This window comes from Micromonospora sp. NPDC000089 (assembly GCF_042899365.1).
Taxonomy (GTDB): domain Bacteria; phylum Actinomycetota; class Actinomycetes; order Mycobacteriales; family Micromonosporaceae; genus Micromonospora.
Map to the genome: position 1 here is coordinate 120,655 of NZ_JBIAZT010000006.1, position 15,468 is coordinate 136,122.

General features: G+C 71.5%; 1 protein-coding gene. It reads right to left on the reverse strand.

What is annotated here, in order from left to right; all coding sequences use genetic code 11:
* Positions 1-11: 11 nt before the first annotated feature.
* Entirely contained in the window at positions 12-15,443 is a 15,432-nt protein-coding gene (locus tag ACFY3U_RS13770; RefSeq protein ID WP_387200117.1) for a type I polyketide synthase, read from the reverse strand.
* Positions 15,444-15,468: the final 25 nt, after the last annotated feature.

Below are 15,468 nucleotides of genomic sequence, written 5' to 3' on the forward strand. Positions count from 1 at the left end.
GTCATCGGTGGTCAGCTCGCCTTGCGCAGGGCACGTTGGACAAGACCGGCAATGTCCAGTTCGTCGATCAGTTCCACACCGTCCGCCTCCCTGGGCGCCTGGTCGTCTGGCAGGGCCGCATCCGCGGCGGCCAGGCCCAGCAGGGTCTCCAGCACGCCCGCCTCCTTGAACCGGGCGATCGGCACGGACGCGAGGACTCGCCGCAGGTCGTCCTCGCGCTCCGACAGGCCGTCGTCGGGCTCCCGAAGAAGCTCGGCCCGCAGATAGCCGACCAGCGCCTCCGGCGTGGGGTAGTCGAAGATCAGCGTCGCGGGCAGGCGTAGTCCCGTCGCCGCGTGCAGGCTGTTGCGGAGGTTGACGGCGGCCAGTGAATCGAACCCGACCTCCTGGAACGGCTGTCTCGGGCCGATTCCCTCGGCACCACCGTGGCCGAGGACCGTCGAGGCGTGCCCGCGGACCAGCCGGAGCAGGATCCGGTTCTGTTCACTGTCCGTGGCCCCTCGTAGGGACTCCACGAGGGACCCGGCTGCCTCGCTGTTCTCGGTATCGGGCTGCGACGCCGCCAGGGCCGCCTGCGCCTCGGGCAGGTCTGCGAACAGCGGACTGGGACGGACCGAGGTGAAGGCCGGAATGAAGGCACCCCAGTCCATGTCGGCCACCGCCACGAACTTCTCGTTGTCCCGCACCGCCTGCACCATCGCGGTCACCGCCACCGAGGGCGCCATCGGCAGGACACCGCGACGGCGGAGTTGGGCGAGCGCGGCCTCGTCCATGCCCACACCGATCTGGTCCAGTGCTCCCCACCCGATCGACGTCGCCCGCAGGCCCCTGGCCCGGCGCCACTCGATGAGGGCGTCGAGTACCGCGTTCGCCGCACCGGACGGACCCTGGCCGCCACCACCCCAGACGCCCGCGATCGACGAGAACACGACGAACGCGTCGAGCGGTGTGTCCTGGAACATCTGGTCGAGCCAAATCGCGGTGTCCACCTTGGCGGCGAACACCTCGGCGAGGTCGCGCACGGTGGTGTCGTCGACGGTGCTGGCCTGCGTGATGTCGGCGGCGTGCACCACGGCGGTGAACGGCTGCGCAGGGTCCGTCGCGGACACCAGTTGAGCGATCGCGTCCCGATCGGCGTCGGCGCAGGATTCCACCACCGCGTGGAGGCCGAGCCCGGCCAGTTCGGCGCGCAGCTCCGCCACGCTGTCGTCGGGTGCGTGTGCGGTGGTGGTGACGATGAGCCGGTCGACGCCCGCTTGGGCGAGCCAGACCGAGGCATGCCTGCCGAGCCCTTCGGCGCCACCGGTCACCATGACCGTGCCCCTGGGGTGCCAGCGCCTGCCGGCCGTGGGCTCCGGCACGGGCTTGCGGACGAGCCGCCTGCTGTAGCTGCCCGACCGCCGGATCGCGAGCTGATCCTCACCAGCGGTGTTCAGCGCACCGAGCAGAAACTTCGCCGTACGCGGGTCGCTCGACGCGGGCAGGTCTACCAGACCACCCCAGCGATCGAGCCGTTCCAGTGCGACGGCGCGGCCGAGACCCCAGATTGCAGCCTGTGCCGGTGCGGTGACGGTGTCCTGAATGCCGATGTTCACGGCACCTCGGGTCACGCACCACAACGACGCGGTGGCCTTGCTGTCACCCAGTGCCTGCACGAGCGCGAGCGTCGTCGCCGCGACGGCGGTCGGGCCCTGCGTCTCGGGGTCCAGGGCGAGCAGGGACAGCACGCCGGTCACGTCGTGGTCGGCCAGGACGCCGGTCAGCAGTTCGGCGAGACGCTCCCGGGTGCGGTCCTGCTCGCCGATCTCCAGCCGGATCATGTCGAGCCCCTGTCCGGCGAGCTCGGTGAGGAGGGCGTCCTCACCGAGCACAGACGGCACGACGACGAGCCACCGGCCACCGGGCACACCACCGGCTTCGCGGTCGAGCGACTGCCAGGTGACGTGGTAGCGCAGCTTCTCCGCGGTCGAGATCTCGCGGCGCTTCTTCCGCCAGTCCGCCAGCACCGGTACGACGGTGTTCAGGGCGCTGCGCTGGTCGGTCGATGCCATCTCCAGCAGCTCGGCGAGGGAGTCCAGGTTGGTGTGCTCCACCGCGGTCCAGAAATCGGAGTCCGCGCCCTCGGCCGGGTCAGCCGCGTCGGTGGCCGCGTCGGCCTCGTGCAGCCAGTAGTGCCGGTGGTCGAAGGCGTAGGTCGGCAGGTCCACCCGCCCGGACACGGGCGGCAGCATCGTGGCCCAGTCGACGGCCACGCCACGCACGAACAGTTCGGCCATGGAGGCCAGCAGCCGTGGCAGGCCACCGTCGTCACGCCGCAGCGACCCGACCACCAGAGCGTCGGTGACCTCGGTGATGGGCTGTACCAGCACCGGGTGGGCGCTGAGTTCCACGAACACGGCATGCCCCTGCTCGACCAGGTCCGCCACCGCCGGGCCGAATCCGACCCGATTGCGCAGGTTCCGGTACCAGTAGGCGCCATCGACGATTCCGCCGTCCCGGATCCAGTCGCCGGTGACGGTCGAGTAGAACGGCACGACCGGTGCCTGCGCGTCGACCCCGGCCAGCAGGTCGGCGAGGGTGTCGCGGAGGTCTTCGACGTGCCAGCTGTGGGAGGCGTAGTCCACGGCCACCCGCCGCACCCGCGCCCCTTGACCGGACAGGAACTCCAGTGCCTCGTCCAGCGCCTCGGCATCTCCGGCGATCACCACGGAGGAAGGGCTGTTGACCGCGGCCACCTCGACCCGATCCGCCCAGGGCGCCAACCGCGCGACCACGTCGTCCTCGGGCAGCGCGACCGAGGCCATGCCACCGCGACCGGACAGCTTCGCGGCGATGGCCTGACTGCGCAGCGCCACCACCCGGGCGGCGTCCTCGAGGGACAGCGCGCCGGCCACACATGCGGCCGCGATCTCACCCTGCGAGTGACCGACCACGGCGTCCGGCCGCACCCCCACCGACGTCCACACCGCTGCCAGGCCCACCATCACGGCGAAGCTCGCCGGCTGCAGCACATCGACCCGCTCCAGCATCTCGGAGGTGGTCTCGCCGCGCAGCACGTCCGCCAGGGACCAGTCGACCCATGGCTCCAGCGCGGCTGAGCACTCCGCGATCCGCTCAGCGAAGACCGGTGAGGTGTCCAACAGCTCCCGGCCCATGCCGACCCACTGCCAGCCCTGGCCCGGGAACACCCACACGACCTTGCCCGGTACGTCGACGCTGCCAGTCACCAGGGTGGGGGCACTCTCGCCCCGCGCCAACGCTCCCAGACCGGCCAGCGCCTCGTCGTCGGAGCCCGCCACCACCACGGCCCGCTTGCCAAGCGTCGCCCGGCCCGACAACAGCGCACCGGCCACTGCGGCAAGCGGCACCGCACCGGAGCCCCTGATGAAGGACACCAGCCGGCCGGCCTGCCCCGCCAGCGCACCGGCACTCCCCGCCGACACCACCAACGGCACCACACCGGTCGGTGGTACCTCCGCCGGGGCCGGCTGAGCCTCGTCTGCGGGCGCTTCCTCCAGGATCACGTGCGCGTTCGTCCCACTGGCCCCGAAGGAGGACACCGCGGCACGGCGCGTACGGCCGCTGCGTGGCCAGTCACGCGGCTCGGTCAGCACCCGGACCGCCCCGGCCGACCAGTCGACCTTGGTCGTCGGCGTCTCCACGTGCAACGTCGCCGGAAGCACCTCGTGTCGCAGCGCCTGCACCATCTTGATCACGCCGGCCACTCCCGCGGCCGCCTGGGTGTGCCCGATGTTCGACTTCAGCGATCCCAGCCACAGCGGATGCGCGGAATCCCGGCCCTGCCCGTACGTGGCCAGGAGGGCCTGCGCCTCGATCGGATCGCCCAGCGCCGTGCCGGTGCCGTGCCCCTCCACGACATCCACATCGCTCGGCGCCAGGCCGGCACTGGCCAACGCGCTGCGGATCACCCGCTGCTGTGACGGGCCGTTCGGCGCCGTCAGACCGTTCGACGCACCGTCCTGGTTCACCGCACTGCCCCGCAGCACCGCCAGAACCGGGTGCCCACGCTCACGCGCCACAGACAACCGCTCCATCAGGACGACACCGACACCTTCGGACCATCCCGTGCCGTCCGCGCCTTCCGCATAGGCCTTGCATCGGCCGTCGGCGGACAGGCCCCGCTGCCGGGAGAACTCCAGGAACGCATCCGGGCTGGCCATCACGGTCGCGCCACCGGCCAGCGCCATCGAGCACTCGCCCTGCCGCAACGCCTGTGCGGCAAGGTGCATTGCCACCAGCGAGGAGGAGCAGGCGGTGTCCAGAGTGACCGCCGGCCCCTCGAAGCCGAACACGTAGGACACGCGGCCGGACGCCACACTGGCTGCCGCGCCGGTCATCAGGTAGCCATGGACGTCGTCGGGCACCTGGTGCAACCGGCTCACATAGTCGTGGTGGACGATGCCGGTGAAGACGCCCACGTCACTGCCTTTGAGGGACAACGGGTCGAGGCCCGCCCGCTCGAGCGCCTCCCAGGAGGTCTCCAGCAACAGTCGCTGCTGTGGATCCATCGCCAACGCCTCGCGTGGTGAGATCCCGAACAGCCCGCCGTCGAACTGCGCGGCGTCGTACAGGAATCCACCCGAGCGCGTGTAGCTCGTACCCGGGTTCGCGGGATCCGGGTGGTACAACCCGTCGAGATCCCAGCCCCGGTCGACCGGGAAGCTGGCGATCGCGTCCCGCTGCTGCAGCACCAGGTTCCACAGTTCCTCGGGAGTGTCCACGCCGCCGGGCAGCCGGGTGCTCATCGCGACGATCGCGATCGGCTCATCGGAGATCGTGGCCCTGGCCGTCGGGGCGGGCAGCTCCCGGCGCTCACCAAGCAGCTCGTCGCGCACGTGGGCGGCGAGGATGGCGGGCGTCGGGTAGTCGAAGACCAGGGTGCTGGGCAGGCTCAGGCCAGTGAAGTCCTGCAGCCGGTTGCGGAGCCTGACCGCGCTCAGCGAGTCGAATCCGAGGGCCTTGAAGGGCTGCCCATCATCGAACGCGCCTGACTCGTGATGGCCGAGAACGGTCGCGGTGCTCTCCTTGACCAGCTCCATCACGACCCGGAGCTGCTCGGCGACGGCCAGCCCCGCCAGTCGGCCCAGAATGGCCTCGCCTGCCGCTTCGCCCCGCGGCACCACGCGGCGGCTCAGCGGCACCGGCTGCGGCTCGGTGTCGGGCTCCACCCGCCCGGCGGCGGCGTCGAGGGCTACCGGGCCGATGGCTGCGACGGGTTCGCCTGAGGTGTCCGCCAGCTCCAGCAGGTGACGGCCGTCGTGCGTCGGCGTGATCCGCAGCCGCAGTGACGCGGCACCTTCCGCGTACACCGCCATGCCCGTGCACGTGGACACGTCCCGTTGGTCGTCGCCGGCCAGCACGCGCAGCGCGGCGTCGACGAGCAGCGGGTGAAGGGTGAACGTGGCAGCCTGGTCAGCCAGGTCCTCCGGGAGGGTGATCTCCGGTCCCGACCAGTCCCGAAGGTCGAAGGTCGGCTGCGGCATACCGGGTACCAGCACGGCACGGGCGTGGCGGATCCACGACCCGCGCTGCCCGCCGTCGACCCTGCCGTGGATGGCGACTCCGCGGCGCCCGTCCGGGCCCGGAGCGTCGACGGTCAACCGCACCTCGGTGCGTCCGTGCTCCGGAACCGTGAGTGGCTCCTCGACCACGAGCTGGTCGAGGCTGCCACAGCCGACCTCGTTGCCGGCCCTGACGAGCATTTCGAGGAGTACGGCGGCCGGAACCCGGCTGGTACGGCCGGGGAGCAGTCCTGGACTTCGCGGCGACAGGCGGCCGGTGAACACGAGACCGCCGGTGCCTGGCACATCGATCACGGTGCCGAGTAGCGGGTGCCGGGCGCTCGCGGCACCGAGCGCCTCCGCGCCGCCCGTGGCGGTGTCGTCGGTCTCGGCCCAGTACCGCTGGTGCTGGAACGCATAGGTGGGTAGGTCGAACCCCGCCACGGTGGTCCGCTGGCCGAGCAGGCCCGTCCAGTCGACGGGCACGCCACGCACGTGCAGTCCCGCGACCGCGGCCACGATGCCGGTGGTCTCCGCGCCGTCCTTGCGCAGAGCGGCGAGGCAACTCTGTTCCGGCACGCCGAGCGTGGTGAGCACCAGCGCGGCGAGGGTCCCACCCGGGCCCAGCTCCAGGAAGGTCGTCGCACCGTGCTCGTGCAGCGAGGTGACCGCGTCGCTGAATCGGACCGCGTGCCGTGCCTGGTCGACCCAGTAGCCCGGGGTGCCGAGCTGCCCGTCGGAGGCGAGGGCGCCGGTCAGCGTGGAGACGATGGGAAGGGCACTCGGCTGGAACGACAGATCCGCCACGACGGCGCGGAACTCGTCGAGCATGGGTGCCATCAGCGGCGAATGGAAGGCGTGGCTGACCGGCAGTCGCCGCGTTTTGTGGCCACGACCCGCCAGCTCACCCGCGACGGCGAGCACGGCGTCCTCGTCGCCCGAGAGCACCACCGATTCGGGGCCGTTCACCGCCGCGACGCAGACCACACCCCCGGCCTGGGCGAGCAGGGGCGCGATGTCGGCCTCCGTCGCCTGGACGGCGACCATCGCGCCGCCGGCGGGCAGGTCCTGCATCAGCCGGCCGCGCGCGGCGACCAACCTGGCCGCCTCCCGCAGGTCCAACACCCCGGCGACGTGAGCGGCGGTGATCTCCCCGATCGAGTGGCCCACGAGGAGGTCGGGTCGCACACCCCAGGACTCGACGAGCCGGAACAGCGCGGTCTCCAGGGCGAACAGGGCGCCCTGCGTGTACATGGTCTGGTCGAGCAGTTCGTCAGCGGGCGCGAACACCACGTCGTGCAGCGGGCGGGTCGCGTGCTCGCCCAGATGCCGTTCCACGGCGCTGCATGCGGCGGCGAACGCATCGCGGAAGACCGGGAACGTCTCGGCGAGCTCGCGTCCCATGCCCGCCCACTGACTGCCCTGACCGGTGAAGAGAATCGCCAGCTTGCCCGTGACCGGGGTGCCGGACACGACCGTGGGACCTGCCACCCCACGCTCGACGGCGCTGAGGTCGGCACAGGTCTGTCGCCGGTCGGACGCGAGAACGACCGCGCGGTGGTCGAGGTGGGCGCGCGTGGTGGCGAGGGCGTAGGCGGCGTCGGCGAGCCGTACGTCGTGCCGGTCCTCGAAGAACCGGGCGAGCTGACCTGCCTGGCCACGCAGCCCGGCAGGCGTCCGCGCCGACACCGGAACCGGTATCGGGAAACCGGTCGGCTCCGACTCCGGTGTGGTGGTCACCGGCTGATCGGGGGCTGCCTCAAGGACGACGTGCGCGTTGGTGCCGCCGATGCCGAAGGACGACACCGCGGCCCGGCGGGGCCTGCCGGTCTCCGGCCAGTCGCATGCCTCAGTCAGCAGTTCCACGGCGCCCGACGACCAGTCCACGTTGGCTGACGGGCGATCCACGTGCAGCGTCCGCGGGAGGACGCCGTGCCGCATGGCCATGACCATCTTGATGACGCCCGCGACGCCCGCGGCTGCCTGGGTGTGCCCGATGTTCGACTTCACCGACCCGAGCCACAGCGGTCGACCGGCGGGTCGGTCCTGGCCGTAGGTCGCGAGAAGCGCCTGCGCCTCGATCGGGTCGCCGAGCGTCGTGCCTGTTCCGTGCGCCTCCACGGCGTCCACGTCCGAGGTGCCCAGGCCGGCGTTGGCCAGTGCCCTGCGGATCACCCGCTGCTGCGACGGTCCGTTCGGCGCCGTGAGACCGTTCGACGCGCCGTCCTGGTTCACCGCCGATCCGCGCACGACGGCCAACACCTGGTGGCCCCGGCGGCGGGCCTCCGACAGCCGCTCCACCAGCAGCAGTCCCACGCCCTCGGACCAGCCGGTGCCGTCCGCACCGTCCGCGAACGCCTTGCACCGGCCGTCGGGCGCCAGTCCCCCCTGTCGAGAGAACTCCACGAAGGTTTCGAGGGTGCCCATCACCATCACACCACCGGCCAGGGCCATGGTGCACTCGCCGCGGTTCAGCGCCTGCGCCGCCAGGTGTAGCGCCACCAGCGAGGAGGAGCAGGCGGTGTCGACCGTGATGGCGGGGCCCTCGAAACCGAAGTGGTAGGCGACCCGACCGGAGATGACACTGCCCGAACTTCCGGTGAGGCGGAAGCCCTCGGTGCCGGATGCCTGGTGCGTCCGCATGCTGTAGTCGTGGCTGTTGACGCCCACGAAGACACCGACGTCCTGCCCGGCCAGGGTGGTCGGGTCGACCGCGGCCCGTTCGAACGCCTCCCACGATGTCTCCAGCAGCAGCCGCTGCTGCGGATCCATCGCCAACGCCTCCTTCGGTGAGATGCCGAAGAAGGCGGCGTCGAATCCGGCGGCGTCGTCGAGGAAGGCGGCGTGGCGCACGTACGTGGTGCCGGCGTGGTCGGGGTCTTCGTGGTAGAGCCCCTCGGTGTCCCAACCGCGGTCGCGGGGGAACTCGGCGACGGCGTCGACCCCGTCGGCCACCACCCGCCACAGATCCTCGGGGCTGTGCACGCCCGCCGGGAAGCGGCAGGCCATCGCCACGATGGCGATCGGCTCGTCGGTCGTCGGAGCGGGGGCGACGGATTCGGCCGGACGGCGGGTCGTCCCGCCGCCAAGCCTGGTGTGGAGGTGCTCGGCGAGCGCCGCGGGCTTCGGATAGTCGAAGACCATTGTCGGGGAGAGGGTGAGCCCGGTCGCGACGGCCAACCGGTTCCGCAGCTCCACCGCGGTCAGCGAGTCGAATCCGGCGTCCTTGAAGGTTCGGCCGGGGTGGACGGCGTCGGTGTCGGCGTGTCCGAGCACCTCGGCGGCGTGCCTGCGCACCAGGTCGAGCACGACCTCGGTCTGCTCGGTCTCGGCGAGACCGGCGAGGCGCTCGGCGAGCGACGCGGGGCCAGCCGTCGCCCTGACCATCGGTCGCGGCGCAGGAACCAGACCACTCAGCAACGGCGGGACCGGAGCACCGCCCGCCGCCGACCTTCGCAGGGCAGGCACGTCGAGCTTCGCCGCGACCAACGTGTCAGCGGCGTCAAGGGTGGCATCCAGGAGTGCCATTCCCTCGGTGGCGGAAAGCCCTCTCATGCCCGTGCGCTTGTTGCGGCTCAGGTCCGCGGCCCCCAGGTGCCGGGTCATGGCGCTGACCGGCGTCCAGTAACCCCAGGCAAGGGACACGGCGGGCAGACCGAGGCGGTGACGCTGCCGCGCGATCGCGTCCAGGCACGCGTTGGCCGCTGCGTAGTTGGCCTGCCCGGGGTTTCCCAGGACGCCCGCCGCGGAGGAGAACAGGACGAACGCGGCGAGGTCCAGGTCCCGAGTGAGTTCGTCCAGATGTAGCGCCGCATCCAGCTTCGGTCGCAGCACGGTGTCGACACGTTCCGGGCTCAGCTCCGTGAGCACCCCGTCGTCGAGGACGCCGGCGGTATGCACCACGGCGGTGAGCGGATGCTCGGCCGCAATGGCATCCAGAACGGCCTTGAGCTGGGCGCGGTCTGCCGTGTCGCAGGCAGCGACGGTGACGGACGCCCCCATCGCGGTCAACTCGCTGTGCAGGTCCGGTGCCTGGCCGCGGCGGCTGACCAGAACCAGGTGCCGGATGCCGTGCGCGGTGACGAGATGCCGTGCCGTGGTGGCACCGAGCGTTCCCGTGCCACCGGTGATCAGCACGGTGCCGTCGGGGTCGAGCGGACGACGCTCCCCCGAGACGTCCGGCGAGACGCGCGCCAGTCGGGGCACCTCCGCGACGCCGTCGCGCACCCTCAGCTGCGGCTCACCGCTCAGCAGCACGGCGGGCAGTACGGACCGGGATGCGTCGTCGAGGTCGGCCAGCACTATCCGGCCCGGGTGCTCCGACTGCGCCGAGCGCACCAGGCCCCACACCGCAGCCGCGTCGAGTTCGGCGCAATCCCCGGTGACGACGACCAGCCGGGTGTCCGCCAGGGTTGGTTCCGCGAGCCATGCCTGGAGCAGTGCCAGCGCGGCGTTGACCGAGGTGCGGGGATCTCCGGTGACCGCCTCGTACAGCAGGACGTCGGGAGGCGCCGCGGCAATCGCGGCGACGTCCTCGCCGGTCACGACGGGCACGATGTCGACGGCGCGGTCCACGACAGGGAGCGGCAGCTCGATCCAGTCGACGCGGAACAGGGAGTCGTGCGGTAGTGCGCCGGAAAGCCCCGCCTGCTCGCCGGAGAGGGGCCTGCCGAGGACCGCGCCGACCGTCATGACGGGTTGCCCCGCGGCGTCGGTCAGCGTCAGACCGGTCCCCTGCTCCGACGTCACGCCCGGCTGTACGTGCACTGCGGTGGCGCCCGAAGCCAGAAGGGTCACCCCGGTCCATACGGACGGGAGCATGCCGTCGGGGATGACGGTGCGGACGGCCGCGTCGAGCAGGGCGGGGTGCATCCCGTAGCGGTCGGCGTCCCGAAGAGCAGCGTCGTCCAGGCTGACTTCGACGGCGGCCCCGGCCTCCGGCACGGTCCTCCGGGATGCGGCGGGGCCCAGCGTGCCGTGCGCGTGGCGCGTCCATGGTGCGTCCAGCGGGGCTTCCGCGGCGCGGGAATAGATCCCCACGGACCGCCGTCGCGTCTCGCCGGGCTCGCTGACGATGGCCTGGATGTCGCGGCCGCCCTGCGCGGGCAGCACCACGGGCGCATCGACGGTCAGTTCGTCGAGGGCAGGGGTGGCGACCAGGTCGCCGAGCCGGATGGCCAGCTCCACCAGAGCCGCGGGTGGCACCAGGACGGCATCCGCCACGAGGTGGTCTGCGAGCCAAGGGTGCGACCGCGCGGACCACCTGGAGGTGGCCGCGAATCCGGTCGAGTTCGGCGAGCTGACGACCGCGCCCAGCAACGGGTGATCAGCCGCCACCTGTCCCAGTGACGTCGCGTCCGTCGCAGACTCGGCCGACCGCAGCCAGTAGTGCTGATGGTCGAAGGCGTAGGTCGGCAGGTCCACCCAGCCGGACGCGGGCGGGACCATCCTGGCCCAATCGACGGGTACGCCCCGTACGAACAGCTCGGCCATCGAGGTCAGCAGCCGCCGCAGGCCGCCATCGTCACGCCGCAACGTGCCCGTCACCACGGCATCGGCGTCGTTCACGATCTCGCTGATCGGCTGGACGAGCACCGGATGCGCGCTGACCTCAAGGAAGATGCCATAGCGCTGGCCGATCAGGTCGGCGACAGCTGGACCGAACCGCACCTGGTTGCGCAGGTTCCGGTACCAGTAGCCGCCGTCCACCACCCCGGCGTCCTGAATCCATTCGCCGGTCACCGATGAGTAGAAGGGAATAGCCGGCGCCTGCGCGTCGATGTCGGCCAGCGACCCCGCCAGCAGGTCCTGAATGTCCTCCACATGCCGGGTGTGCGAGGCGTAGTCCACCGCCACCCGCCGTACCCGAACGCCCCGGCTCTCCAGTGACACGAGCGCCTCATCCAACGCCCGAGCCTCACCAGCGATCACCACAGACGACGGCCCGTTGACCGCGGCGACCTCCACCCGGTCGGCCCACGGCACCAGCTGCGCCACCGCGTCCTGCTCGCTCAAGGCGACCGAAGCCATGCCACCACGTCCCGACAACGCCGAGGCGATGGCCTGACTCCGCAACGCCACCACCCGAGCCGCGTCCGCGAGGGACAGCGCGCCCGCCACGCAGGCGGCCGCGATCTCACCCTGCGAGTGGCCCACCACCGCGTCGGGCCGCACACCCACCGACGACCACAACGCCGCGAGACCGACCATGACCGCGAACGACGCCGGCTGCAGGACATCGACCCGATCGAGCACACCCGGCTCGGCATCGCCCCGCAACACGTCCACCAGGGACCAGTCGGTCCATGGCTCCAGCGCGGCGGCGCACTCCGCGACCCGCTCGGCGAACACCGGAGACGATTCGAGCAGCTCCCGGCCCATACCAGCCCACTGTGTCCCCTGCCCCGGGAACACCCACACCAGCTTGCCCTCGACGCCGACCCGGCCGGTCACCACACCAACCGGATGCTCGCCGCGCGCCAGAGCACTCAGGCTGGTCAACGCTTCCCCGGCAGTGCCCGCCACCACAACGGCCCGCTCGCCCAACACCGCCCGGTTCGAGGCCAACGCCCCGGCCACACCTGCCAACGAAGGACCGGAACGCTCGACGAACGCGGCCAGCCGACCCGCCTGACCAGCCAACGACGCCGTGCTCCGCGCCGACACCACCAACGGCACCACACCGACGCGCGGCGCCTCATCTGCGGCCGGCTCCTCGGCAGTCGGTTCCTCGGGCGCCTCCTCCAAAATCACATGCGCGTTCGTCCCGCTGACTCCGAACGACGACACCCCCGCCCGGCGCGGACGCGCGCCCCGCGGCCACTCGCGCGCCTCGGTCAACAGGTTCACGGCACCCGCAGACCAGTCCACCCCGGGAGTGGGCGCGTCGACATGCAGCGTCGCCGGCAACGTCCCGTGCCGCAACGCCTGCACCATCTTGATCACGCCAGCGACACCCGCAGCCGCCTGGGTGTGCCCAACGTTCGACTTCAGCGACCCCAACCACAGCGGCTGCCCCGCAACACGGTCCTGACCGTAGGTCGCCAGCAACGCCTGCGCCTCGATCGGATCGCCCAGGGTGGTCCCCGTACCGTGGCCCTCCACGGCATCCACGTCGGCTGGCGAGAGCCCCGCGGTGGCGAGTGCCCGGCGAATGACCCGCTGCTGCGCCAGACCGTTCGGCGCCGTCAAACCGTTCGACGCACCGTCCTGGTTCACCGCGCTGCCCCGCAACACGGCCAGAATCCGATGCCCACGCTCCCTGGCCACCGAAAGCCGCTCCAGGACGACCACACCCGCGCCCTCGGCCCAGCCGGTGCCGTCAGCGGCGGCAGCGAACGCTTTGCACCGCCCGTCGGGCGCGAGAGCCCGCTGCCGGGAGAACTCCACGAAGGTTCCGGGCGTGGCCATCACCGTCGCCCCGCCGGCCAGTGCGACAGAGCACTCGCCCTGCCGCAGCGCCTGTGCGGCTAGGTGCAGTGCCACCAGCGACGACGAACAGGCCGTGTCGACCGTGACCGCCGGTCCTTCGAAGCCGAACACATAGGACACCCGGCCGGACGCCACGCTGGCGGCTGACCCGGTGGTCGTGAATCCTTCGACCTCCGGCGCGTCAGCGCCGACTCCGTAGCCGTGGCTGAAAACGCCGGTGAACACGCCGACATCGGTGCCCTTCAACGACAGGGCGTCGACCCCCGCCTGCTCCAGCGCCTCCCACGAGGTCTCCAGCAACAGTCGCTGTTGCGGATCCATGGCCAGCGCCTCACGCGGCGAGACCCCGAAGAATCCCGCGTCGAACAGCCCCGCCTCGTGCAGGAAGCCACCTTGACTCGCGTACGAGGTACCCGCCCGATCAGGGTCGGGATCGAACAGACGGTCCAGGTCCCAGCCCCGGTCGCCGGGAAACTCGGAGACGGCGTCGACTTCGGCGGCCACCAGATTCCACAGGTCCTCCGGTCCCGTCACCCCACCGGGCAGCCGACAGGCCATACCCACGATGGCGATCGGTTCATCGGGGTCGGCCACCAGAACCGGCTCGACAGCCGCCTGGGTGATTCCGAGGATCTCGGCCCTCAGACAGGCCGCCAGGGCCCGCGCGGTGGGGTGGTCGAAGACGACGCTGGTCGGCAGCCGCAGCCCGGTGCTCGCCGTCAGCCGATTGCGCAGCTCGACGATGGCCGTCGAGGTGAAGCCCAGGTCGCGGAGGGCACGGTCGGCCGGGACCGAGTCGGGCCCCGGCTGTTGCAGCACCACCGCGGCCTGCGTCCGGACCAGATCGTCCAGTAGCGCCAGCTGTGCGCGTTCGTCGAGTCCGGACAGGCGATTCCTCAGGGTCGCCGCGATGGCGGCGTCGGGCTCGTCCACGCTCATCAACGCGTCGTGGCGATCGGTCGCCGTGTACACCAACCGACCGGGCTGTTCGGCGAGGAGACCCCGCTGGATCTTGCCCGATCCGGTCCGGGGAATGCTCGGGACCTCGTGGACCTGTTCCGGCACCTTGTAGGTGGAGAGCTCCTCACGGCACCGGGTCAGCAGGGTCTGGACGTCGAACCCGTGGGGGCCGGGGACCACATACGCGACCGGCACTTCGCCGAGCGTCTCGTGCGGCACGCCGGCCACCGCGACGTCGGCGACACCCGGGACGGTCCGCAGCACCGCCTCCACCTCCGTGGGGTGGATGTTCTCCCCACCGCGGATCACCAGCTCCTTCATCCGTCCGCAGATGGTGAAGTAGCCGGCGTCGTCACGCCGGGCCAGGTCACCCGTGCGGAACCAGCCGTCCCGCAGCGCCTCGGCGGTCGCCTCCGGGCTGTTGTGGTAGCCGACCATGACGTTCGGCCCCTTGACCCACACCTCTCCCTCGGCGCCGACGGGGCGGTCGAGCCCGGTGGTGGGGTCGACGATGCGGACCCCGACACCCGGCACGGGCAGGCCACAGGACCCCTCGACCCGCGGGCCGTCCGGCGGGTTGATCGTGATGGCTCCGCACGTCTCGGTGCTGCCGTAGGCATCCACCAGCGGGACCCCGAAGGTCTCTTCGAACTCCCGGCGCAGCCCGGCCCCGAGGACCGCTCCTCCGGCCAGGCCGATCCGCAGGCTGGGTGCGGCGAACCCGTGCTGCTTGGCCGCCCTCACCAGGTGCTGGTACGTCGTGGGCACACCGGCCAGGAACGTCGGCTCCTCCGCCCGGAGCACCCGGATCACGTCCTGCGGGGAACTACCGTCCATGATCCGGGCAGTTGCGCCGACCACGGTCACGGACAGCACGCATGCGATGTGCGAGAGGCTGTGGAACAGCGGGAGCGGCCAGAGCACCCGATCCTGATCCGTCAGCCGCGGAATCGGTACGTAGCACGAGGCGACGGACCAGAGGCAGTTGCGCTGCGTCGAGAGGACGCCCTTGGGCCGGCCGGTCGTGCCCGACGTGTAGTGCATCCAGGCCACGTCGTCGAGGCCGAGGTCGTCCCTGGCCGGATGGTCCGGTTCGCTGACGGCGAGTTCGTCGTACGACAGCACTCCCGCCGGGGCATCACCCGTGGCCAACACGGTGAGGTGCGGCGCGGGCCGGAGCCGCTCCGCCTGCGCGGCATCGGTGATGACCACCGTGGCGCCGCTGTCGGACAGCAGGTACTCCAGCTCGGCCTGCGCCGAGGCGGGGTTGAGCGGCACCCCGACGCCACCGGCGCGCACGATCGCGAGGTAGCTCTCCACGGTTGACACCGACTGGCGCAGACAGATGGCCACCCGGTCGCCGGGCCGTACGCCGAGGCCCGTCAGGTGCCCGGCGAGCCTGCGCGTCCGCGCCTCGAGATCGGGGTACGTTACCGCCCGCCGGTCGTCCTCAAAAGCCACCTTGCCGGGAAAGCGGGCCGCGTTCTCCTGAAGTGCGACGGGCAGCGGCTTGATGAGATCGGTGCGCACGGTGTGGCAGATCCTTTCGAGGACT